The 21,873-nt window shown below is 72.8% G+C and carries 18 protein-coding genes and 1 pseudogene; 11 read left to right on the top strand and 8 right to left on the bottom strand.

The features are described 5' to 3' along the window. The first annotated feature begins 34 nt into the window (after positions 1-34). Positions 35-1,192: an ROK family transcriptional regulator gene (locus ABZ078_RS34605; protein ID WP_356581951.1), complete on the top strand. Its 1,158-nt coding sequence runs from the start codon at positions 35-37 to the stop codon at positions 1,190-1,192. 65 nt (positions 1,193-1,257) lie between these two features. Here the strand turns inward: ABZ078_RS34605 and ABZ078_RS34610 are convergent, their stop codons facing one another. Together ABZ078_RS34610 and ABZ078_RS34615 are read right to left on the bottom strand one after the other, a co-directional pair. After that, entirely contained in the window at positions 1,258-2,019 is a 762-nt protein-coding gene (locus ABZ078_RS34610) for a GntR family transcriptional regulator (RefSeq protein WP_356581953.1), read from the bottom strand. Positions 2,020-2,191: 172 nt separating this feature from the next. Beyond that, entirely contained in the window at positions 2,192-3,076 is an 885-nt protein-coding gene (locus ABZ078_RS34615; protein WP_356581955.1) for an RNA polymerase sigma-70 factor, read from the bottom strand. A 207-nt stretch (positions 3,077-3,283) separates the two neighbouring features. Here ABZ078_RS34615 and ABZ078_RS34620 point away from each other — a divergent pair, with 207 nt between their 5' ends. After that, a complete protein-coding gene (locus ABZ078_RS34620; protein ID WP_356581957.1) occupies positions 3,284-4,114 on the top strand; it encodes an alpha/beta hydrolase in 831 nt (276 codons plus the stop codon). A gap of 45 nt (positions 4,115-4,159) precedes the next feature. On the opposite strand, the pseudogene ABZ078_RS34625 reads toward ABZ078_RS34620, so the two are convergent. Then, positions 4,160-4,996: pseudogene (locus tag ABZ078_RS34625) on the bottom strand (DMT family transporter); the annotation flags it as partial. 47 nt (positions 4,997-5,043) lie between these two features. On the opposite strand from ABZ078_RS34625, the gene ABZ078_RS34630 reads away from it, so the two are divergent. The 5 genes from ABZ078_RS34630 (at position 5,044) to ABZ078_RS34650 (ending at position 14,144) form a co-directional block, all read left to right on the top strand. Then, on the top strand, positions 5,044-6,576 hold the full coding sequence (locus tag ABZ078_RS34630; protein WP_356581958.1) for a PLP-dependent aminotransferase family protein: 1,533 nt from the start codon (positions 5,044-5,046) through the stop codon (positions 6,574-6,576). A 190-nt stretch (positions 6,577-6,766) separates the two neighbouring features. Beyond that, complete coding sequence (locus ABZ078_RS34635; RefSeq protein WP_356581960.1) at positions 6,767-8,341, top strand: alkaline phosphatase D family protein; 1,575 nt, start codon at positions 6,767-6,769, stop codon at positions 8,339-8,341. A gap of 140 nt (positions 8,342-8,481) precedes the next feature. Then, positions 8,482-9,891: an SWIM zinc finger family protein gene (locus tag ABZ078_RS34640; RefSeq protein ID WP_356581962.1), complete on the top strand. Its 1,410-nt coding sequence runs from the start codon at positions 8,482-8,484 to the stop codon at positions 9,889-9,891. Beyond that, positions 9,888-12,545 (top strand): DUF6493 family protein, encoded by a 2,658-nt coding sequence (locus ABZ078_RS34645; protein ID WP_356581964.1) that lies wholly within the window; start codon positions 9,888-9,890, stop codon positions 12,543-12,545. The genes ABZ078_RS34640 and ABZ078_RS34645 overlap by 4 nt, the downstream gene beginning before the upstream one ends. A gap of 132 nt (positions 12,546-12,677) precedes the next feature. Then, positions 12,678-14,144 carry a GNAT family N-acetyltransferase gene (locus tag ABZ078_RS34650; RefSeq protein WP_356581966.1) on the top strand — a complete coding sequence of 489 codons (1,467 nt, stop codon included), beginning with the start codon at positions 12,678-12,680 and terminating at the stop codon, positions 14,142-14,144. A gap of 201 nt (positions 14,145-14,345) precedes the next feature. On the opposite strand, the gene ABZ078_RS34655 is transcribed toward ABZ078_RS34650, so the two are convergent. Further along, a complete protein-coding gene (locus tag ABZ078_RS34655) occupies positions 14,346-15,542 on the bottom strand; it encodes a PLP-dependent transferase (protein WP_356581996.1) in 1,197 nt (398 codons plus the stop codon). 92 nt (positions 15,543-15,634) lie between these two features. Here ABZ078_RS34655 and ABZ078_RS34660 point away from each other — a divergent pair, with 92 nt between their 5' ends. Beyond that, positions 15,635-16,141 (top strand): Lrp/AsnC family transcriptional regulator, encoded by a 507-nt coding sequence (locus ABZ078_RS34660; RefSeq protein WP_356581967.1) that lies wholly within the window; start codon positions 15,635-15,637, stop codon positions 16,139-16,141. A gap of 63 nt (positions 16,142-16,204) precedes the next feature. Continuing rightward, positions 16,205-17,893, top strand: coding sequence for a DUF885 domain-containing protein (locus tag ABZ078_RS34665; RefSeq protein ID WP_356581969.1), 1,689 nt, complete (start codon positions 16,205-16,207; stop codon positions 17,891-17,893). 11 nt (positions 17,894-17,904) lie between these two features. Here ABZ078_RS34665 and ABZ078_RS34670 read toward each other — a convergent pair whose 3' ends face one another. The 3 genes from ABZ078_RS34670 to ABZ078_RS34680 all read right to left on the bottom strand — a co-directional run bounded on the left by ABZ078_RS34670 (position 17,905) and on the right by ABZ078_RS34680 (position 19,935). Then, the gene (locus ABZ078_RS34670; protein WP_356581971.1) at positions 17,905-18,738 is read right to left on the bottom strand and encodes an SDR family oxidoreductase; all 834 of its coding nucleotides are present in this window, start codon (positions 18,736-18,738) and stop codon (positions 17,905-17,907) included. A gap of 120 nt (positions 18,739-18,858) precedes the next feature. Then, positions 18,859-19,374 (bottom strand): immunity 21 family protein, encoded by a 516-nt coding sequence (locus ABZ078_RS34675; protein WP_356581973.1) that lies wholly within the window; start codon positions 19,372-19,374, stop codon positions 18,859-18,861. A gap of 57 nt (positions 19,375-19,431) precedes the next feature. Continuing rightward, positions 19,432-19,935, bottom strand: a complete 504-nt coding sequence (locus ABZ078_RS34680) for a rhodanese-like domain-containing protein (RefSeq protein WP_356581975.1) — start codon at positions 19,933-19,935, stop codon at positions 19,432-19,434. A 94-nt stretch (positions 19,936-20,029) separates the two neighbouring features. Here ABZ078_RS34680 and ABZ078_RS34685 point away from each other — a divergent pair, with 94 nt between their 5' ends. After that, positions 20,030-20,476: an Lrp/AsnC family transcriptional regulator gene (locus ABZ078_RS34685; RefSeq protein WP_356581977.1), complete on the top strand. Its 447-nt coding sequence runs from the start codon at positions 20,030-20,032 to the stop codon at positions 20,474-20,476. A 555-nt stretch (positions 20,477-21,031) separates the two neighbouring features. Next, on the top strand, positions 21,032-21,121 hold the full coding sequence (locus ABZ078_RS34690) for a hypothetical protein (RefSeq protein ID WP_356581998.1): 90 nt from the start codon (positions 21,032-21,034) through the stop codon (positions 21,119-21,121). Between the two features lie 235 nt (positions 21,122-21,356). On the opposite strand, the gene ABZ078_RS34695 is transcribed toward ABZ078_RS34690, so the two are convergent. Further along, a complete protein-coding gene (locus tag ABZ078_RS34695; protein ID WP_356581979.1) occupies positions 21,357-21,854 on the bottom strand; it encodes a hypothetical protein in 498 nt (165 codons plus the stop codon). Between the last annotated feature and the right edge of the window lie 19 nt (positions 21,855-21,873).

The following is a 21,873-nucleotide window of genomic DNA, read 5'->3' on the forward strand; positions in this document are numbered from 1 at the left end:
CGGCCCACATGCGCACGAGCTGGGAGGACGGACGTTGGCGCGGCTGACCGGCGGGGATCCCTCGCTGCTGCGAAGGATCAACTCCGCGGTGGTGCTGCACGCGCTGCGTGCCACGGACGCCGCGACGCTGACGGAGATCACCCGGGTGACCGGGCTGTCCCGGCCCACCGTCGAGGGCGTCGTCGAGGGGCTCATCGAGGCGGGTTACGTCGTCGAGAAGGCGGCCGACGAGAGCGTCGTCCGGCGGCAGGGGCGCCCCGCGCGGCGGTTCCGGTTCCGGGCCGAGGCGGGGCATCTGCTGGGCCTGGACATCGGCTCGCACCGGGTCGCCGCGCTCCTCGCCGACCTGGACGGACGGGTGCTCGGCACCATCGCCAAGGACGTCGACGAGACGGCTCCGGCCGACGAGCGGCTCGAACGGCTGCGTACGGCCGTCGCCGAACTACTGCGCCGGGCCGGTGTCGCACGCGGCTCGCTGCGGGCCGTGGGGGTCGCGACGCCGGGCATCGTCGACGCGGACGGCACCGTGCGGCTGGGCGCCGCGCTGCCCGAGTGGACGGGGTTGCGGCTGGGCGAGCGGCTGAGCCGGTCCTTCAAGTGCCCGGTGCTCGTCGAGAACGACGCCAACGCGGCGGCGGTCGCCGAGCACTGGAAGGGCGCGGCCACCGAGTCCGACGACGTGGTGTTCGTGCTGGCCGGGCTGAGCCCGGGCGCCGGTTCGCTGATCGGCGGGCAGCTGCACCGGGGGTTCGGCGGGGCGGCCGGTGAGATCGGCGCGTTGCATCTGCTGGGCCGCGAGGCGACCCCGGAGGCCCTGCTGTCCACCACGGACGAGCCGTTGCGCCCCCTCGACGAACACGCCGTCGCCAAGGTCTTCGCCCAGGCACGCGAGGGCAACGAGCAGGCCCGCGCGGCCGTCGACCGCTTCATCCGGCGCCTCGTCCACGACGTGGCCGCCCTCGTCCTCGCCCTCGACCCAGAGCTGGTCGTCGTCGGCGGGTGGGCGTCCGGTCTGGACGGCGTGCTGGAGCCGCTGCGGCGCGAACTCGCCCGCTACTGCCTGCGGCCGCCGAAGGTCGCCCTGTCCCTTCTCGGCGAGGCGGCGGTGGCGATGGGCGCGCTGCGGCTCGCACTCGACCATGTGGAGGAGCAGTTGTTCGCGGTGGAGGGGACGGTGACCGCGCGGCGCTGACGGTGCCGGCGAACCCACCGCGCCCCGGAGCGGATCCGGGGCGCGGGGTCGTGTCGGTACGGCGGTCAGGACGCCCGGCGCTCCGGGTCCTGGTGGATCTCCACGCGGCCGGAGTCGCCGAACGTCAGCCGGCAGGTGTCCGCCCGGTACGTGGCCACGGAGAGCGCGGCCGTGCGCCCCTCGGCGAGGTAGCGGGTGGTGACGACGAGGACGGGCGCCCCCGGGAGCCGGTCCAGCTCCTTGGCGTCGTCCGCGCGGGCCGAACCCAGCTCGACGGCGCTCTCCTGACCCGCCAGTTCCAGACGCTGCAGCTCGCGCAGCACGGCACGCGCGCGTGCCGCTCCGGAGGGCGCGTCGATGGCCGAGAGGTCGGGCACCGACGGCTGCGGGACGTAGAGCAGCTCGGCGGCGACGGGCTGGCCGTGCGTCACGCGGGAGCGGCGCACGATGTGCACGGGCTCGTCCCGGCCGCACTCCAGGGCGTCGGCGACGGACGCGGGCGCGACGCCCTGTGTGCAGTCCGCAGGCCGCCAGACGTCGTCGGTCGCGCCCGGCCAGGCGTGCTGTTCGGTGCCGACGGACACGCCCACGCGCGGGGGCGCGACGGTCGTACCGACACCGCGGCGGCGCTGGAGCCTGCCTTCCAGTTCGAGCTGTTCCAGTGCCTGGCGGAGCGTGGCCCGGGCGACGCCGAAGCGGGCCGCGAGGTCGCGCTCGTTGGGCAGGATCTCGCCCACGGTGAACTCGGAGTCCAGTGCCTCGCTGAGCACGGTCCTCAGGTGCCAGTACTTCGGTTCCGGCACCGGTTCCAGCTGCGTAGTCCCCACCCTGTCCTCCGCAATCGCCGTGGCCCGGAGGCCTTTTAGCGCCCTTGTTTATTAAAGGTTGTTGCACTTCTCTGCGACCATAAGGCGGCCCTCATCCTTGGTCAATACCAATCGCCGGGAACGTTCACGGGAGCGGCGCGGAGCCGCCACGAGCGTCGCGCGGCGGCGGAATCTACGCCGTTGCCAGTGACCGGAGTTTGTCGGGGTTGCGCATGATGTAGACCGCCTGGATGCGGCCGTCCAGGACGTCCAGCTGGAAGACGGAGTCGGGCTTGTCGCCGGCGAGCACGAGCAACGCCGGGCCGCCGTTGACCTCCAGGAACCGGAACGACACGTCGGCGAGGCTCTTGCGGGCGGTGCCGATGAGGAAGCGACCCACCTTGTCGGCCGTCTCCAGGACCCGCACCGGCGCCTTGGCCTTGCCGCCGCTGTCGCCGACGAGGCGGACGTCGGGGGCCAGGAGCGCCATGAGCCCCTCGATGTCACCCTCCGCGGCCGCGGCCAGGAACCGCTCGGTGAGGTCACGGCGCTGGGTGGGGTCGACCTCGTAGCGGGGCCGCCGCTCGTCGACGTGCTTGCGGGCCCGTCCGGCGAGCTGGCGCACCGCCGCCTCGCCGCGGTCGAGCATGGCGGCGATGTCCGCGTACGGGTAGCCGAAGGCCTCCCTGAGGACGAACACCGCGCGTTCCAGCGGCGAGAGCGATTCCAGGACGACGAGGACGGCGAGTGAGACGGAGTCGGCGAGCACGGCCCGCTCCGCGGTGTCCGGGACGGTGTCCCCGAAGTCGGTGACGTACGGCTCCGGCAGCCAGGGGCCTACGTAGGACTCGCCCCGCGCCTTGATCTGGCGCAGCCGGTCGATGGCGAGGCGGGTGGTGACGCGCACCAGGTAGGCGCGCGGTTCGCGCACGACGGACCGGTCGGCGCCGGACCAGCGCAGCCACGCCTCCTGCACCACGTCCTCCGCGTCGGCGACGCGGCCGAGCATGCGGTAGGCGACTCCCAGGAGGACGGGGCGGTGGTCTTCGAAGACGTCGGTCTCGGTGTCGGTGGTCACCGCACCATCCCAGCCGACGCGTCCGGCCGTGTCCAGGCGAAATCGGCGACCTCGGGCACGTGTCGCCCAAACCCTGGGCGACCAGGGCATGTTGGGGCCTGGGCGTTCGCCCGAGGCAGGCCGCGCTCGGGGTCTACCCGTCGGTAGCAATTGCTGACAAGCTGTCTACGGCCGTCCGTCAGCGTGTCCCCAGACGAGGAGCACCCCATGTCCGCCACCGTCTCCTTCAAGGTCCCCTCTCCCCGCGGCCCGCAGAGCGTGACCGTCGACTACGCGCGCGTGGGCAGCGGTGAGCCTCTGCTCCTGCTGCACGGCATCGGTCACCACCGGCAGGTCTGGGACCCGGTGGTGGAGATCCTCGCGGCCGAGCGCGACGTGATCTGCGTGGATCTGCCGGGGTTCGGGGCGTCTCCGGGGCTGCCGGACGACCTCGCCTACGACCTGACCACGACGACGGCCGTGTTCGGCGCCTTCTGCGAGGCCATGGAGCTCGAGCGGCCGCATGTGGTGGGCAACTCGCTGGGCGGGCTGATCGCGCTGGAGCTCGGCCGCGAGAAGCTCGTGCGGTCCGTCACCGCGCTCTCCCCCGCGGGGTTCTGGTCCGCGGCCGAGCGGCGCTACGCCTTCGCAGTGCTGCTGGCGATGCGGCACATCTCCCGGCGGCTGCCGCTGCCCCTGGTGGAGCAGCTCTCCAGGTCGGCGGCCGGCCGTACCGTCCTGACCAGCACGATCTACGCCCACCCGGGCCGACGCTCACCCGAGGCCGTGGTCGCCGAGACGCTCGCGCTGGCGGGTGCCACGGGGTTCGACCAGACCCTGCGGGCCGGGCGGAGCGTCCAGTTCACCGACGACATCCCCGGCATCCCGGTCACCGTGGCGTGGGGGACCCGGGACCGGCTGCTCGTGCGCCGTCAGGGGGTGCGCGCCAAGCAGATCATTCCCCGGGCGCGGCTGGTCAGGCTGCCCGGCTGCGGCCACTGCCCGATGAACGACGACCCGGCCCTGGTCGCGCGCGTCATCCTCGACGGCAGCCGCTGATCCGCGCGGGGCGCGCGTCAACGCGCCGGAGCCCAGGGCGACGCCGGTGCCGACCAGGGCGCTGCCCAGGGCCTGGACGGCGCCGTAGGAGCCGGTTCCGACGAGCGGGGCGGTGCAGGCGGCGGCGACCGGGATGAGGCCGGAGAAGAGCGTGGCGCGCTCGGCGCCGATCCGCTGCATGCCCATGTACCAGCACACGAAGCCGACGACGGTCACGATCACCGCCTGCCACAGGAGCGCGAGGCTCTCCGTGGTGTCCGGACGCCTCAGCCACGCGCTGCCCTCCAGGAGCACCCCGGCCGCCGCGGACTCGACAGCGGCGATCGCGCACACCGTGGCGGACAGCAGCCGCGGGCCCAGGGGGCGCAGTACGGGCACGGCGAGGACCGCGAAACCGACCTCACCGGCCAGCGCGCAGGCGGAGAAGGCGATGCCGGTGGCGTCCGTACGGCCCCAGCCCTGGACAGTGAAGGCGCCGACAGCCACGAGCAGCGCCCCGTACAGGACGACGCGTCGGGGCCGGCGCCCGTCCAGCAGGGGGACGAGGACGGCCACGACCACGGGCGCGCAGCCGACGAAGACACCGGGAACCGCCGGTTCGGCGGTGCGCTCGGCGGCGATCACGGCCAGGTTGAAGCCGACCATGCCGACGCCCGCCAGCAGCGCGAGGCGGGCCCACTGGCGGGCGGCGAGCGCGCGCAGCCTGGCCATGGCACCCCGCCCTGCCAGGGGGACGATCAGGAGACAGGCGAGGGCGTAGCGCAGGAACTGGCCACCGGCGTACGGGTAGTCGCCGAGCAGGCTGTTGGCGGTGAAGGACACTCCTACGAGGACGCAGGCGAGCGCGGCGAGAAGGGCGCCGCGCGTGGTGGTGGCGTTCATGGCAGCGACGCTAGGAGTCGGCGCGGCCCGGATTAAGGTCCACTTTCATGACGCCATCCGAGACCAATCCTGGGAGGGGGACGGCGGGGGACGGCCCGTCCGGACACGACAAGCCGCCCACGCCGCCCGCCGCGAGTGACCCGCAGAGCCATGTGGGCTCCGCCGCCTGGGAGCTGCTCCTGCCGGCCGCGTCGGCGCCCGCACGCGCGCGTGGGCGTTCGCTGCAGGCGGCGCTGCGTGAGGCGGTGCGGTCGGGGCGGCTCGCGCCGGGTACGCGGCTGCCGTCGAGCCGGGATCTCGCCTCCGACCTCGGCGTGTCGCGAGGGCTGGTCACCGAGGCGTACGAGCAGCTGACGGCGGAGGGCTACCTGCGCAGCGGCCGGGGTGCCGGGACCTGGGTGGGCGGTGCCGTACGGGCCGCACGGCCACGCGCGCGTGACCTCGCCCCGCGCTCCACCGACGCCCGGGCCGACTTCGTGCCCGGCACGCCGGACACCTCGCTGTTCCCGCGTGCCGCGTGGGTGTCGGCGCAGCGCGGGGTGCTGGCCGAGATGCCGCACGACGAGCTCGGCTATCCCGACCCGCGCGGACTGCCCCGGCTGCGTACGGCGCTGGCCGAACTGCTCGCCCGCCGCCGGGGAGTGGTCGCCGACCCGGAGCGCATCGTGGTCGTCTCCGGGGTGGCGCAGGCGACGACACTGCTCGGATTCGTGCTGCACGCGCGCGGGATGCCCGAAGTCGGCGTGGAGGACCCCGGGAGCCCTCAGCACGACGCCCTGTACGCAGCCGCCGGCGCCACGACCGTGCCGCTGCCGCTGGACGACGGAGGGCTCGCCATCGGCCCGCTGTACGAGTCGGGCGTACGGTCCGTCGTCACGACGCCGGCCCACCAGTTCCCCACCGGGATCGCCTACTCCGCCGAGCGCCGTGCCGAACTGCTCGACTGGGCGCGGTCCGTCGACGGGTTCGTCCTCGAGGACGACTACGACGGCGACTTCCGGTACGACCGCGCCCCCGTGGGCGCCCTCCAGGGGCTCGACCCGGAACGCGTCGCCTACGCCGGGTCGGTCAGCAAGTCACTCGCTCCGGGGCTGCGGCTGGGCTGGCTGCTCGTACCGGAGTCGCTGGCCGAGGACGTCGTCGAGCGCAAGCGGACCATGGATCTCGGTCATCCGTCCCTGGATCAGGCGCTGTTCGCCCGGTTCCTGGAGCGCGGCGACTACGACAGGCAGCTGCGCCGCTGTCAGCGTGCGTACCGGGAGCGTCGGGACGCCCTGGTCGCCGCTCTGGAGGAGCACTTTCCGGGCGCGGAGGTGACCGGGATCGCCGCGGGGCTGCACGTCATCGCCGCGCTGCCGGAGCGGTACGGGCCCCAGGAGCGGTTCCTCACGCGTGTGACCGCGGCCGGTGTCGTGGTGCGCGCGCTGACGGACTACACGCACGCACGTGCCCACGCGCGCGCCGGGGACAGCCGCCAGGAGGGCGTACGGCTCGTCCTGGGGTACGCGCACCTGTCGCCCGCACGGATCAGGGCGGGCGTGCGGCTGATGGCAGAGGCGATCGCCGCGCGCCCGCGCTGACCGGGATCGCCTCAGCCTGCTCCGCCTCGACCGGGAGGTGACCGGAAGCGAACGTCCGCGCGCCTCCCCCGTGGCTCGCCGGTTCCCTTGCGGATGCGGTCAGTTGTTCACTTGTGGTTTCCGTGTGCGCTGCGGCGCACCAGTAGTTGTGGCAGTGCACACTGGCCGGATCCCGCCCCTGGAGGCCCCCATGTCACACCGCCCGTTCCCGGGCCGCCGCAGCGTCCTGCGCGGCTCGCTCGCCGCGTCGGCGGCGCTCACCCTGCCCACCGCCCTCGGCTCGGCACCGGCCTTCGCCCGGTCGGGGCGTCCCAGGGCGGGCTGGGGCGTGCAGACGGGCGACGTGACCTGCGACTCGGGACTCGTGTGGGTGCGGTCCGACCGTCCGGCCCGGATGATCGTCGAGACGTCCGCCACGGAGTCGTTCCGCGACACCCGCAGATGGCACGGCCCGCTGCTCGACGCGGACACCGACTTCACCGGCACCACCCGGCTGCGCGGGCTGCCGTCCGGCGAGCAGATCCACTACCGCGTGCTGCTCGCCGACCCGGACGACCCGCGCCGCACCGGCGAGCCGGTCACCGGCACGTTCCGTACGGCCTCCGCGCGGCGGCGTGACGGCGTGCGCTTCGTGTGGTCGGGCGACCTGGCCGGGCAGGGCTGGGGCATCAACCCGGACTTCGGCGGCTACCGGATCTACAGGGCGATGGCCGCGCTGGACCCGGACTTCTTCCTCTGCAGCGGCGACAACGTCTACGCCGACGGACCGATCTCCGCGTCCGTCACCCTGCCGGACGGCAGCACCTGGCGGAACATCACCACCGAGGAGAAGTCCAAGGTCGCCGAGACGCTCGCCGAGTTCCGCGGCAACTTCCGCTACAACCTGCTCGACGACAACCTCAAGCGGTTCAACGCCCAGGTGCCCTCGATCATCCAGTGGGACGACCACGAGGTGACCAACAACTGGTACCCGGGCGAGATCCTCGCCGACTCCCGCTACACCGAGAAGAACGTCGATGTCCTCGCCGCCCGAGCCCGGCGGGCCTTCTCGGAGTACTTCCCGATCTCCACCCTGCGCCGCCCCGACGGCCGGGTGTACCGCGTGGTCAACCACGGTCCGCTGCTGGACGTGTTCGTGCTGGACATGCGCACCTACCGCAACGCCAACTCGCCGGGCGGCCAGTCCACCGACGCGCAGGGCATCCTCGGCGCCGGGCAACTGGCGTGGCTCAAGCGTGAACTGGCCCGCTCCCGGGCGGTGTGGAAGGTCATCGCCTCGGACATGCCGCTCGGTCTGGTGGTGCCGGACACGGGTGACGGCAAGCCGAACATCGAGGCCGTCGCGCAGGGCGACCCGGGGGCTCCGCTCGGGCGGGAGCTGCAGATCGCCGAGCTGCTGCGGTTCATCAAGCACCGCCGGATCACCGGCACGGTGTGGCTGACCGCGGACGTGCACTACACCTCCGCCCAGCACTACCAGCCGTCGAGGGCGTCCTTCACCGACTTCGAGCCGTTCTGGGAGTTCGTCTCGGGTCCGCTCAACGCGGGCGCGTTCCCGGCGAACACGCTGGACGGCACCTTCGGTCCGGAGCGTGTGTTCATCAAGGCGCCGACGACCGCGAACGTCTCGCCCGCCGGCGGTTACCAGTTCTTCGGCGAGGTCGACATCGACGGCGACAGCGGCGAGCTGACGGTGCGCCTGCGCGAATCGGACGGCACCGTGCTGTTCACGCAGGTGCTGCGGCCGGGCCGGGTCGGTCAGTGATGCCCGTCGTCTGACACCGTGCCGCGCACCGGTGCCGTCCCGGTGCGCGGCACAGTCGTTCCGGCATCGTGAACACCCCTTGCCACTGGGCGTTTTCGCAGGTCAGGCCGATTGTCAGTGGTCGCCTCTACGGTTTTTCCATGACGCGATCCTTGCAGGCCGTGGCCTATTGCCGACCCTCCGTGCTGGAGTCCGCAGCGGACGGACAGCGCCTGGGGCTCGAGACCTCTCGGGGTGCGACGCCCTCGGGTGTCGAGGACCATCCGCGGTTCTTCGCGGGCTTCCTGACGTCGCCTCAGGTGGCTTCCGCGGGTCTGCTCGCGGTGGCCGACGTGGCGGCCGCGCGGTACTACCAGCGGCAGCTGCGCGCCTCTCTCGACCCGGTGGTGACGGGCAACGGCGACCGGCTGCGCTTCGAGTCCTTCTCCGGCTGCTGCGGGGTGTACGCCCGCCTGGACGTGCTGGGGTCCGGCCTGGACGGCGACGAGGTGGGGCACGGCACGACGAACGTCGACGTCAACAACCCCCTGCGCGAGGCTCTTTCCCGGATCGGCGCGGACGATCCGCTCCATCTGCGGGTCGGTCCCGACGAGTTGGCGGTGACCACGCTGGACGGCCCGGTCGTGGAGAAGAAGGTGCCGCTCCCGGACCGCTGGCTGCGGGGCTTCGCGGAGGCGCAGGTGATAGCGGCGGGCTTCGACCTGCGGGCCGAGCTGCCGGCCGCGGAGGCCGTGCGGTTCCTGCGTGCGCTTCCGCGCGGTGGGGCGCGTGGCGCCTCGGTCGGTGCGCGGTGGGTGGTCCCCTCGGGCAGGGGGCTGCGGCCGACCACGCGCGCGGTGCCCGGCGCGGTGTGCCTGCCCAGCCCGGAGCGGCTGGTCGCGCTCCAGCGGGTGCTGCGGCATGCCTCGGCCCTGCGGGTGTACGGGCCCGCGGTCACCGGCGGCGCCGCCCCGACCGCCGGCGCCTGGGAGGCGGTGCTGCCGGGCATGCGGTTGACGCTGACGCTGTCGCCCGACGCCTCGCGCGGCTTCTCCGGCGAGGGCGGCGTCCTCGACGCGCTCGCCACGGACGAGGCGGCCGAGGACGCGGAGTTGATCGCGGTGCTCCTGGCCTGGGAGCCCCGCGTCGACGTCGCCGATCTCGCCGCCGCATCGGGCCTCACGCCCGAGCGCGTCCGGGCGGCTCTGGTCCGGCTCGGCACGTCGGGGCGGGTCGGGTACGACACGGCGGAGGCGGCCTACTTCCACCGGGAGCTGCCGTACGACGCCGAGCGCGTGGAGCGGCACAACCCGCGGTTGCGTTCGGCGCGGGCGCTGGTGGCGGCGGGCGCGGTCGCGCTGGACGGCTCCATCGGGACGGTGACGGCCGAGGACGGTCATGTGCACCGGGTGCGCGACGAGGCGGGCGTGCTCAGTTGCAGCTGTCTGTGGTGGGCGAAGTACCGGGGTGGACGCGGGCCGTGCAAGCACGCGCTGGCGGTGCGGATGGCGCGGCGGGGCGTCGCCGCGGTGGAGCAGGACTTGGCACGAGTCGACGGGGGTGCGCGATGAGTTCGCTGATGGATGCGGTCCGGGCCGGGCGGACGGCCGAGGTGGTGAGCCTCCTGGACGGTATGACGGACGCCGAACGACGGGCGCGGTTCCCGGAGTTGAGGGCGCTGCGCAAGGAGCTGAGGGCGGACCAGTGGAGTGAGCGGTCCCGCCGCGCCTATCCCGCCCTGCATGCCGCCGGGGCCGCGTGTCAGACGGGCGCGGCCGCGGTGGCGAGTTGGCTCGCGGCCTCCGACATGCGCTGGTGGCCCGCGCCGCCGGCGGTGCTGATCGACGTCCTGGGCGACAGGGCCCCCGGCTGGCTCACCGACGTGGCGCACCGGATCGCCGAGCGGCCGGTCAGCGCACGGGTGCCGTACGAACTGATGGCGGGGCTGGTGCGGCTCGCCGGCTGCCCGGTGCCGACGACGCAGGCGTACGTCCATGGGTGGGTGGAGCACATCAGCCATGTCTGGCAGCGCGGCGACACGGTCCTGGACCGGCTGCGCAAGGACCCGCATCTGGCTCCGCTCACGGCCGCGATCTTCGAGACCGACGACATCGGCAGCCGTCTGGCGTGGATGCCGACCGAGGGTCCGCGCAGCTGGACCGAAGCGCTCGCGCGGCTCACCACGGAGGGCGTCCTCGACCGCGGGGCGACGGTGGGCGCGTGCCTGGCCCGGCTGCTGCGGGGCGGCCCGGCGGCCGACCACCGGGTGTTCCTCCGGATGCTGCATGCCTTCGACCTCACCCGGGACGAGCAGCGGGAGCACACGGCCGACTGGCTGGCACTGGCCCGCGACGCCGCGTCCGTCGTGGCCGGGCACGCCCAGTCGGTGCTCGCGTCGCTGGCCCTGGACGGTGAGCTCAGCACGCGGCAGCTGGCCGAGATGTCGGGTGCCGTCCTCTTCCGCACCGAGAAGAAGCTCGTTCGCGCCCAGCTGGTCCTGTTGGGCAAGGTGCTCGCCCGCGACGCGTCCACCGCCGAGGAGCTGCTGCCCGCCGCCGCCGAGGCATTCGGGCACGAGGACCCGGATGTGCAGGAGCGAGCGCTCAAGCTGGTGGAACGGCACGCCGGCAAGGTCCGGAGCGCGGACGTACGGGACGAACTCGCCTCGGCGGCCGAGCAGTTGATCCCGGTGCTGCGTGCCCGGGCGGTGAGCAGCCTGGGCGTGGCTGCGGAGAGCCTGGAGCCGGTGCCGTACGAGGAGGTCCTGCCGCCCGCGCCGCAGCCGGTGCGGCTGGCACCCGCACCCGAGTCCGCGACGGAACTCGCCGAAGAGGTGGGCGCGTTGCTCGTGTCGGATGGTGACGTGGCGGCGTTCGAGCGGGCCCTGGACGGACTCGTGCGTCACGCGTACCGCGACCTGGACGGGCTGCTGGAGGCGCTGGAACCCGTCCTCGCGCGCCGCTGGTGGGACGACAGCGGTGCGCAGCACCACTTCAGCCCGGACGACTACTTCACCCGACACCACGGTCTCGTCAACGCGGCGCACGGTCTCGAACTCCTCCTGGCCACCCTGCGGGGGAAGGTGCTCACCACCACGCTCCGCACTGCCCTCCAGCGCTGGGCCGTCACCAGCGAGTGCGCTCACAGCCCGCTCGCCCGAGCCTTCGAGGCACGCCTCTGGGAGGTCGCGTACCGGATCCGCACCGAGCCGCCGCCGTTCCTGCTGTCCACGCCCACCTGGGGTACGGGACTGTTGGAGGCGGACGAGTTGGTGACTCGCCTCGACCAGTACCGGCGCCTGGGCGCCCGGGTCGCGGCTGCCGACTTCGCGCAGGCGCTGCTGCGGGTCCGGCGCAGCGACCGCGCGGTGGCCGAGGCGGCAGCGGAGCGGGCGGCAGCGCTCGGCACGGCGGAGGGGACGCGTCTCGCCCGGTGGCTGCTCGACGGTCCCGCCGGGCCGGCGTACCGGCGGCGCACGGCGGGAAACCGCATACTCGTCGAATCCGGGGAGATCGCCGAGTTGCAGGGTGACTTCCCGCCCGGCTTCAGCCCGTTGGGACGGCCTGTGAGCGTCTACCGGGACCGCTGGCACTGCTACCACTGGAGCGACGGTATGCGGCAGCACTGGCTCGCCCTGCTGCCCGAGCGGCGCGAGCTGGTGGCGGTCAGGATGCTGCGTGACCTCTCGGCCGTCGCCGTCGACGACAGGCGGGGCGACGCGGCGATACTGCCCAGGCTGGCCGAATCCGGCGGTGCGGCCGGTGACGCCGTCCACCTGTCCGTGGCGTACGGGCTCGGTGCGCGGCATCCGGAGGACCGGCTCGCCGCCGTGGACGCCCTGCTGGTGCTGGCGGCGCGCGGGCAGCTCGACACGGCCAGGCTGGGCGCGGACCTGGGGCAGTTGGTGGAGTGCGGGGCCGTGAAGCCGTCCCGGCTGGCGGAGTCGGTGCGGACGGCGGCGGCCACCGGGGCGAACGCGACCATCTGGGGAATACTTCGGCACGCCCTGCCCCTCCTGCTCGCCGGCCTCGCGACCGGCGGGGCGGCCACGCCGGGACGGGGACTGGCGGACCTTCTGGCCGTCGCCGCGGAGTGCGCCGAAAGAACGGGGGCACGCGACGAACTGCCGCACCTGGACGGGACGGCGGACCGGCATGGCTCGTCCCGGCTCGTGGCCCAGGCCCGAAGGCTGCGCAGCGCGTTGACGGAGGGACTGGCCGCTTGACGGGAGACGCCGCCGTTCCTGGCGCTCAGCGTGAAGACAATTGAAGAGTGCACAAAACTGGCATAAGGGTTCTTTACCGCCCGGTCACAAAGCGTTCGTGATCACGCAACACCATTCCTTCACAGTGGTTGCATGAGTCGAGACCTGTCTGATGTGACCCGTGCGAAAGACGGCCGTCCCGTACACCACTGGCGGCGGGACGTCATCGCGCTCGCCGCGCTCTGCACGGCGGTGGCGGTGGCCGACACCGTGGTGGACCTGATCGGGTACGGGCCCGACGGACCGACGCTGCTGCTGGCATCGGCGGCCGTGCTGGTCGGCACGGCGGGGTTCCACTCTTGGTGGGCACGCCGCCACGGTCACGCACCGCCGACGGCCGATACCGGCGCCCGGCCGCGTTCCGAGGAGCGGGCCGGGCCGTCGGACCAGTCGCCGGACGAGGCCGCGACGGTGTCCGAGGAGGGCACGCTGTGGCGGATGCGGACGACGGTGCAGGACGAACCGGGGTCGCTGGCCACGCTGTGCACGGCGCTGGCCGGGCTGCGGGTGGACATCCTGAGCCTGCAGACGCATCCGCTGGCCGAGGGCACGGTGGACGAGTTCCTGCTGCGTGCGCCCGGCGGGATCGCGGCGGCCGAGATCACCCGTGCGGTCTCGGTGGCCGGCGGTTCGGGGACCTGGATCGAGCGGGCCGACGCGCATGACCTGGTGGACGCGCCGACCCGGGTGCTGGGCCTGGCCACCCGTACCGCCCTGGACGCCGCGGAACTGCCGCTGGCCCTACGGCAGTTGCTGGGCCGGTGCACCATCCGGTCGTTGCCCGTCGCGCCCGTCGCACCCGACGGGGGTGGTCGGGGGCCGGAGCCGGTACCGGTGGAAGGGGCTCTCGAGGACACCGTGATGCGGCTGCGGGCACCGGAAGGTGGCGTGATCACTGTGGAGCGGCCGTATCTGCCGTTCACCCCGACCGAGTTCGCGCGGGCGCGTGCCCTGGTGGAGCTGGACGCCCGGCTCGGCCCGCGGGTGCCGCGCAGCCAGGATGTGCTGACGCTGCCGGAGGGCAACGACATCACCGTGCGCCGGGCGGACACCGGTGATCTCGAGGCCGCGAGGGAGATGCACGAGCGGTGCTCGACGCGGACGCTCGGGATGCGGTACCACGGGCCGGTCGGCGACGCGGACCGCTATCTGGACCACCTGCTCAGCCCCCGCTTCGGCCGCACGCTCGCCGTGCAGACCGCGTCGGGGCGCATCGTCGGCCTCGGTCACCTGCTGTGGGACGGCGACGAGACGGAGATCGCGCTGCTCGTCGAGGACGCGTGGCAGCGGCGCGGCATCGGCAGCGAGTTGCTCCGCAGGCTGGTGGGGATGGCGGTCGAGGCGGGCTGCGAGAGCGTGTACGCCGTGACGCAGTCGTCCAACACCGGCATGGTCGCCGCGATGCGCGGTCTGGGCCTGCCTCTCGACTACCAGATCGAGGAGGGCACGCTGGTCATCACGGCCCGCGTCGGCGCTCCGCTGGGGGAGCCGGAGGGGGCCGTGGGGGTCGGCGAGCGTCTGTCCGGCGCGGGCGAGTCCGGGAGGGCCGAAGCGCCGTAGGGGGTGAGGAGCGACCGGCGACGGCAAGGGGTCCGGGAGGGCCCGGTGCTGCTTGGGCGTGAACGGCCCGGCGGCCGGCGGGCGCGTGCGGGGAGGCCGAAGGGCCGCAGGGGCGTGGACCGGTCGGCGGCCGCGGGTGCTCTGTGGTTGGGCGCGCGGTTCGCCGCGCCCCTTGCGGGGCGCACCCGCGCCGCCTCCCGGTCAGGCCCCCGTCGTGGTCTTCCGGAATCCTGCCTGTGCCACCGGTTGCCCCCGCTCCCCCAGCGCCCCGTCCAGGTCCGCCCACAGGTCGTCGACGTCCTCCAGGCCCACCGACATCCGCAGCAGCCGGTCGCTCACGCCGGCGCCGCGGCGGTCGTCCGCGTCGACGATGCGGTGGCTGATGGACGCCGGGTGCTGGATGAGGGTGTCGACGCTGCCGAGGCTGACGGCGGGGGTGATCAGGCGGACGTTCGCGATCACCTCGTGCGGGTCGCCGTGGACCTCGAAGGCGATCATCGCGCCGCCGATGCGCGGGTAGTGGACGCGGGCGACGCGGGGATCGGCGGCGAGGCGGCGGGCGAGTTCGGCGGCGGTCGCGGAGGCGGCCCGGACCCGCACCGGCAGGGTGGACAGGCCGCGCAGCAGCAGGTACCCGGCCAGCGGGTGCAGGACGCCGCCCGTGGCGAACCGTATCTGCCGCAGCCGTGCGGCGAACTCCTCGTCACAGGCGACCACGCCTGCCAGCACGTCCCCGTGCCCGCCGAGGTACTTCGTCGCGCTGTGCAGCACGAGCCGGGCGCCGTGTTCCGCGGGGCGCTGCAACACGGGCGTGGCGAAGGTGTTGTCCACGAGCAGCGGGACGGAACCGCAGGCATGGGCCACCGCCCGCAGGTCCAGCTCGGTGAGCGTGGGGTTCGCCGGGGACTCGACCAGCACCAGGCCGGTGTCCGGACGCAGCGCCTCCGCGATCCCGGCCGGGTCGGTCCAGGTCACCTCCGTACCCAGCAGCCCGGCGGTCAGCAGGTGGTCGCTGCAGCCGTACAGGGGGCGTACGGCGACGACATGGCGCAGGCCCATCGACGCCCGCACGAGGAGTACCGCGCTCAGCGCGGCCATCCCGCTGGCGAAGGCGACCGCCGCCTCCGTGCCCTCCAGACGGGCCAGGGCGGTCTCGAAACGGGCGACGGTCGGGTTGCCCAGGCGGCCGTAGACGGGCGGGCCGTCCGGCTCCGCGCCGGTCGTGGCGAACGCGTCGATGCGGGCGGCCTCGCCGCGGCTGTCGTACGAGGGGTAGGTGGTCGACAGGTCGATCGGCGGGGCGTGCAGGCCCTGCCGGGCCAGGTCGTCGCGGCCGGCGTGCACGGCCTCGGTGGCGAGTGCTCTCGGGGCGGTACGTACGTCGTCATACCCGTGCATGCCGTCGTATGCCTCTCTGCTCGCGGGATCCATGCGCGAAGAGTGAACATCGGCCGGGCTGTACGGGGCGGATGCCGTGTTACGTTCGGCTCATGGCCGAATCTGTCGTACTTGATCCGGTCGATCTGCATCTGCTGCGGCTCCTGCAGAACGACGCCCGGGCCACCTACCGCGACCTCGCCGCGCAGGTCGGCGTGGCGCCGTCGACGTGTCTGGACCGGGTGACGCGGCTGCGCCGCTCGGGCGTGATCCTCGGCCACCAGCTCCGGCTGGACCCCGCCAAGCTGGGCCGAGGGCTGGAGGCGTTGCTGTCGGTGCAGGTCAGGCCGCATCGACGGGAGTTGGTGGGGCCCTTCGTGGACCGGATCCGGGCGCTGCCGGAGTCGCGGACCGTCTTCCATCTCACCGGGCCGGACGACTATCTCGTCCATGTCGCCGTCGCGGACATGGCGGATCTGCAGCGGCTGGTGCTGGACGAGTTCACCGCCCGGCGGGAAGTGGCGCGGGTGGAGACGCGGTTGATCTTCCAGCAGTGGGACTGCGGGCCGCTGCTGCCACCCGGCGCGCAGGGAAACACGCCCTCAGCGAAATCGGGCTGACGGAGGACGGCGACCGGTCAACCGGGCTGACGCGGCGCGGGTCGTCGTATGAGGATGGACCGCATGTCACAGACCAACAGCCCGCTGCCCCGTGAGGTCGCCGACGCGTATGTCGACGAGCTCATCGCCCTCGACCCGGTCACCGGTACGTATCTCGGCGTGAAGGAGAGCTCCGCCAGGCTCCCCGACCTGTCGCCCGCGGGCCAGGAAGCGCTCGCGGAGTTGCAGCGGGCCACGCTCGCGCGGCTCGACGAGGCCGAGCGCCGGCCCGGCGCGGACAGTGACATCGAGCGCCGTTGCGCGCGTCTGCTGCGGGAGCGGCTGACGGCGGAACTCGCCGTGCACGAGGCCGACGAGGGCCTGCGCGCGGTCGGCAACATGGCCACGCCCGCGCACTCGGTGCGCGAGGTCTTCACCGTCACGCCGAGCGAGAGCGACGAGGACTGGGCGGCGATCGCCGAACGGCTGCGCGCGGTTCCGGCCGCGTACGCGGGCTACCGCGAGTCGCTGACGCTGGGCTTGGAGCGCAAGCTGCACGCGGCTCCGCGCCCGACCGCCACCTTCGTCGAGCAGCTCACCGAGTGGGCGGACACCGGCGAGGGACGCGGCTGGTTCGAGGACTTCGCGTCGGCCGGTCCCGAGGCGCTGCGCGCGGAGCTGGACGAGGCCGCCCGCGGGGCGACGGCCGCCGTGGTGGAGCTGCGGGACTGGATGCGTGAGGTGTACGCGCCGGCGATCGAGGGCGGGCCGAACACGGTGGGCCGCGAGCGCTACGCCCGCTGGGCGCGCTACTTCAACGGCACGGACCTCGACCTCGACGAGGCGTACGCGTACGGCTGGTCCGAGTACCACCGGCTGCTCGGCGAGATGAAGAAGGAGGCCGAGAAGATCCTCCCGGGCGCCGTGACGCCATGGGTGGCGCTGGCGCACCTCGACGAGCACGGCCGGCACATCAAGGGCGTCGACGAGGTCCGCGAGTGGCTCCAGGGCCTGATGGACGAGGCGATCGAGAAGCTGGACGGCACGCACTTCGAACTCGCCGAGCCGGTACGGAAGGTGGAGTCCCGCATCGCTCCGCCCGGCGGTGCGGCGGCGCCGTACTACACGCCCCCGTCGGAGGACTTCTCGCGTCCGGGCCGCACCTGGCTGCCGACGATGGGCCAGAACCGCTTCCCGGTCTACGACCTGGTCTCCACCTGGTACCACGAGGGCGTGCCCGGCCATCACCTCCAGCTCGCGCAGTGGACGTACGTCGCCGGGAACCTCTCCCGCTACCAGGCCACGATCGGCGGGGTCAGCGCCAACGCCGAGGGCTGGGCGCTGTACGCGGAGCGGCTCATGGACGAGCTGGGCTTCCTCACGGACCCGGAGCAGCGGCTCGGCTACCTCGACGCGCAGATGATGCGGGCCGCCCGCGTCATCGTCGACATCGGCATGCACCTGGAGCTTCAGATCCCGGCCGACTCTCCGTTCCACCCGGGTGAGCGCTGGACTCCGGAGCTGGCCCAGGAGTTCTTCGGCGCGCACAGCAGCCGTCCGGCGGACTTCGTGGAGAGCGAGCTGACCCGCTATCTGACGATCCCGGGGCAGGCCATCGGCTACAAGCTCGGCGAGCGGGCTTGGCTGCTGGGCCGCGAGAAGGCGCGCGAGCGGCACGGCGACGCCTTCGACCTCAAGGCCTGGCACATGGCGGCCCTGTCCCAGGGTTCCCTGGGACTGGACGACCTGGTGGACGAGCTGGCCCGGCTCTGACATCCGTCACATCAACGCCGGAACCCGCCCTCGGAGTTGATGACCTCACCGGTGATCCAGCCCGCCTCGTCCGTCGCCAGCCACGCGATGAGGCGGGCCGGGTCGTCCGGCATGCCCCACCGGCCGGCGGGGAAGGCGGCCGCCACGGCCTCGTACGCCTCGCCGGTCAGGTAATCCGTGTCCACGGGCCCGGGGTTGACGGTGTTCACGGTGATCCCCTGCGCGGCCAGCGTCGTCGACAGGGAGCGGGTGATCGAGGCCAGGGCACCCTTCTGGAGGGCGTAGGCGATCTCGCCGGGCATGCCGCCCGCGATGTCCTGGCCGGAGGCCATCATCACGACGCGGCCGCCGGGGCCGGCCGGCCTCAGCCTGGCATGGGCCTGGACGAGGAGCAGGACCGAGCGGGTGTCGACGGCCCAGTGGGCGTCGAGCATCGCGGCGTCGATCTCGTCGAGGGTGCCGTCGGAGCCGCTGAGGGCGTGGTTGGCGATCAGGATGTCGAGCCGTCCGCCGAGCGCCGACGCCGCCGTGGCGATCAGTTCGGCGGGTGCGGCCGGGTCGGAGAGGTCACCGGGGCCCGCGAGGACCTGCGCGTCAGGGTCGCCGAGCGCCTCGCGCACGGAGGCGACGACGTCCTCGGGGCGGTCGGCTCCCCAGGGCATCGCGGCGTCGTGCGGCACATGGTGGTGCAGATAGACGCTCGCCCCGTACGCGACGAGTCGCCTCGCCACGGCATGACCGATGCCGCCGCGTCTGCTGGCCCCGGTCACCAGGGCGGTCCGGCCGCGCAGGGGCAGGGGGTCGCGGCGCAGGTCTTCGGGGGCGGGGTGGGGAAGTCGGGGCATGACAGACCATGATGGGGAACGGCCGGTTCCGACGCACCTGGTTATTCACGAAGGCGCGTCGGGTCGGTGCGCTTGAGCGCCGTGCACCCGTCCGTTCGGTGTGTTCGTGCACCCGTCAGGTCAGTGCGGCAACCGCCGCACCTGCACGAGCCCCAGCCAGGTCTCCGGCCCGGGCTGTACCCGGGCGGAGCGGACCGCGTACGGCCCCGGCTCCAGGGCCACCCGCAGATGGTCGGTCCGTTCCGTCTCCCGTCCGGGCCAGGCCGAGTCGAACAGGACGACCGTTCCCGGCACGGTCCAGCGCACCTCGCGCTCCCAGACCGCCGTGGTGAGGGCCGCCGGGACGCGGGCCAGCAGTTCCTCCTCGGAGTCTGCGGCGCACCAGCGTACGAAGGTGCCGTGGTCGGGCAGGTAGGAGGTCGAGGCGGGCTCGTCACCGAGCACCAGCGCCGCGCTGTCCCCCACGGGCAGGAGTCCGACCGACCCGTCGACCTCGCAGGCGCGGTCGTAGTCCGAGACCGTCTCGTCGCCGTCGGCGCCCGCCCAGAACGGCAGTACCGTCTCCGGCACCGCTATCAGGGGGCCGCCGCCCGACTCGACCCACTCCACCACGCCGGGATCCGCGTATCTCACCATGGCAGCAGAACCTACACGCACAGCGGACCCACCAGTTCACTGTGCTCAACCACTGGCTCAGCAACCGCAGTTCTCCGCCGCCACCGGAGCCGTGAGCGGGTCGGCGGGGCGGCGCTCGCGGCCCTCCCAGGTCTCGAACTCGAAGCCCTCGCGCGCCCAGTACTCGAAGCCGCCGAACATCTCCTTGACCTGGTAGCCGAGTTCGGCGAGGGCGAGGGCGGCACGGGTCGCGCCGTTGCAGCCGGGGCCCCAGCAGTACGTCACGACCGGTACGGACCTGTCGAGCAGGTGCCCGGCCCGCTCGGGGATGAGGGCGGTGGGGAGGTGGATCGCGCCGGGGATGTGGCCCTGGTCCCAGGACTCGGTGGAACGGGAGTCCACGACGACGAACCCGGGATCGCCGTCGGCGGCGAGGGCGGCGGCGACGTCGGACACGTCCGCGTGGAAGGCGAGGCTCGCCCGGAAGTGGGCGGCTGCCTCGGCGGGGGCGGCGGGTGCCACGCGCAGGACGGGGTTGACGGTGGCGGCGGAAGGAGCGGAAGGCGTGGAAGGAGTCGTCATGACCGGAAATCTATGACCGGTGATCCCGTCCCTGAAGGAGAGATCCCCGGCACTCCCCTTGATCCGCCGGGGATTTCCCTGCTATTCCTCGCCCATGACCGCGTTTTCCCCGGACGCCACCGACTGGCGCATCCTCGACGTCCTCCAGCGCGAGGGCCGCGCCAGCTTCGCCGAGCTGGCCCGTGCCGTGTCCATGTCCGCGAGCGCGGTCACGGAGCGGGTGCGCCGCCTGGAGGAGGCGGGCGTCATCCAGGGGTACGCCGCCGTGGTGGACCCCGAGCGCCTTGGGCTGCCGATCCTGGCCTTCGTGCGCCTTCGGTACCCGAACGGCAACTACAAGCCCTTCCACGACCTGGTCGCCGCCACGCCGGAGATCCTGGAGGCCCACCACGTCACCGGCGACGACTGCTTCGTCATCAAGGTCACGGCCCGCTCGATGCGGCACCTTGAGGAGGTGTCCGGCAAGATCGGCGCGCTGGGCTCGGTGACGACGAGCGTGGTCTACTCGTCACCGCTGCCCCGCCGCCCTCTCGGTCAGTGACCGCGCTGCCGCAGCACCGACCCCGACCTCCCCTTCACCACCTCCAGTTGCGCATGGATCCGCCGTCGCAGTGGGCCCTCAGGGTGCACCAGCGCCTGAACAGGCTGAACGGGGTAAGAAGATCCCCTCGGAGTGATCTCCGAGGGGATCTTCTTCATGGCCGGGGGACAGACGGGGATAGCGCGATCAGGCGGCGTTCTCTCCCTCATCCCGAAGGGCGGGCGGGCTGCACAACGCGCAGACGCCGATCCCCTGTTACTTCCGCGACCGCGGTGCGTGCCGCATCTTGTTCCCCATGGACTGGGGTTGGGGGCTGCGTGAAGTACGCCTCGTCGGAAGGAGCTCACTGGTCGATGGGCTTTTCGACGCCGTTGCGGCGGGGCACCAGGTCAACGGGGGCGTTGGCGGCGGCTTGCTCGAACTGTGGCGGCAGGCTGGTGTAGGTGTCGGCGGTCAGTTGGTAGCTGCTGTGGCCGAGCAGGGCTTGGATCGCCTTACTAGGAGTACGAGAAGCTCCGCCCGCTATGACGCCCCCACCCCTACCAGTCAGCAGCCCTGTTCCAATGCCACCAAGCCGATGCCGACAGCGACGCTCGCCGCATCTGCGCCGGCTGGGCGCGCACGCGCGGAGACCTTCGCCCCTAAGGGACCGGTTCAACAGCACGGCGAGCGCCTCCCTCGGCGGCAGTGCGGCCTCGGAGAGGCCGTAACTGCCGCTAGCCAGCCGGGCGATCTCCAGTACCCGCAGGTCGAGCTGAAAGCCGCCGCCCTGGTGCCTCTTCGAAGCGCCCGGCCGCGAGACTCTGCAGACTCGTATGTGCCCCGCCCACGGCCTATACCGCTGGGCGGGGCACGATGTCTTACGACGCCGCGCTGTCGCTCACTGCTCCGGGGGGAGGATCACCTTCCAGTACTGGGACAGTGAGGGCGGTGCTCCCCACATGCGCGTCGGTACGACGTACACGTTGTTGAGGGCGCTGTTCCCGAGCGGCGCGAGGGCGTAGTCCGGGTACGCCTGGGAGACGATCGCGTAGCTGTCCGCGTAGCTCGACACGTCGTCGTGGACGCGGACGAAGTCCCACTTCTGACGGATCCCGTTGTCGGGGTTCTCCAGCACCGGCAGGCTTCCGGCCCGGGCGTGGGACGCGGCGAGACAGCGGCCGTTCTCGTAGCTCTTGATCAGGTAGCTGTCACCCGAGGGCTCGACGTACCACAGATGGCCCAGCAGGCCCTTGTTCGTCATCAGGGGATCGAGGTTCCAGGTCTGGACACCCTGGCCGACGTTGTCGTTGTAGTTGTCCGTCTCCAGATAGGTGCCGGTGATCTCGTGGATGAACATGAAGGGGCCGTTGATTTCCTCTGCGCTGATCTCAGGCATGTGGTTCCGCCTTCCTTCC

Source organism: Streptomyces sp. NPDC006385 (assembly GCF_040612485.1).
Classification (GTDB): Bacteria; Actinomycetota; Actinomycetes; order Streptomycetales; family Streptomycetaceae; genus Streptomyces.

What these genes read in the sequence shown, in the direction of transcription:
- ABZ078_RS34620 (WP_356581957.1), top strand. Translation starts at nt 3,284, where the DNA reads ATGTCCGCCACCGTCTCCTTCAAGGTCCCCTCTCCCCGCGGCCCGCAG.
- ABZ078_RS34630 (WP_356581958.1), top strand. Translation starts at nt 5,044, where the DNA reads ATGACGCCATCCGAGACCAATCCTGGGAGGGGGACGGCGGGGGACGGC.
- ABZ078_RS34635 (WP_356581960.1), top strand. Translation starts at nt 6,767, where the DNA reads ATGTCACACCGCCCGTTCCCGGGCCGCCGCAGCGTCCTGCGCGGCTCG.
- ABZ078_RS34640 (WP_356581962.1), top strand. Translation starts at nt 8,482, where the DNA reads ATGACGCGATCCTTGCAGGCCGTGGCCTATTGCCGACCCTCCGTGCTG.
- ABZ078_RS34645 (WP_356581964.1), top strand. Translation starts at nt 9,888, where the DNA reads ATGAGTTCGCTGATGGATGCGGTCCGGGCCGGGCGGACGGCCGAGGTG.
- ABZ078_RS34650 (WP_356581966.1), top strand. Translation starts at nt 12,678, where the DNA reads ATGAGTCGAGACCTGTCTGATGTGACCCGTGCGAAAGACGGCCGTCCC.
- ABZ078_RS34655 (WP_356581996.1), bottom strand. Translation starts at nt 15,542, where the DNA reads ATGCACGGGTATGACGACGTACGTACCGCCCCGAGAGCACTCGCCACC.
- ABZ078_RS34660 (WP_356581967.1), top strand. Translation starts at nt 15,635, where the DNA reads ATGGCCGAATCTGTCGTACTTGATCCGGTCGATCTGCATCTGCTGCGG.
- ABZ078_RS34665 (WP_356581969.1), top strand. Translation starts at nt 16,205, where the DNA reads ATGTCACAGACCAACAGCCCGCTGCCCCGTGAGGTCGCCGACGCGTAT.
- ABZ078_RS34670 (WP_356581971.1), bottom strand. Translation starts at nt 18,738, where the DNA reads ATGCCCCGACTTCCCCACCCCGCCCCCGAAGACCTGCGCCGCGACCCC.
- ABZ078_RS34675 (WP_356581973.1), bottom strand. Translation starts at nt 19,374, where the DNA reads ATGGTGAGATACGCGGATCCCGGCGTGGTGGAGTGGGTCGAGTCGGGC.
- ABZ078_RS34680 (WP_356581975.1), bottom strand. Translation starts at nt 19,935, where the DNA reads ATGACGACTCCTTCCACGCCTTCCGCTCCTTCCGCCGCCACCGTCAAC.
- ABZ078_RS34685 (WP_356581977.1), top strand. Translation starts at nt 20,030, where the DNA reads ATGACCGCGTTTTCCCCGGACGCCACCGACTGGCGCATCCTCGACGTC.
- ABZ078_RS34695 (WP_356581979.1), bottom strand. Translation starts at nt 21,854, where the DNA reads ATGCCTGAGATCAGCGCAGAGGAAATCAACGGCCCCTTCATGTTCATC.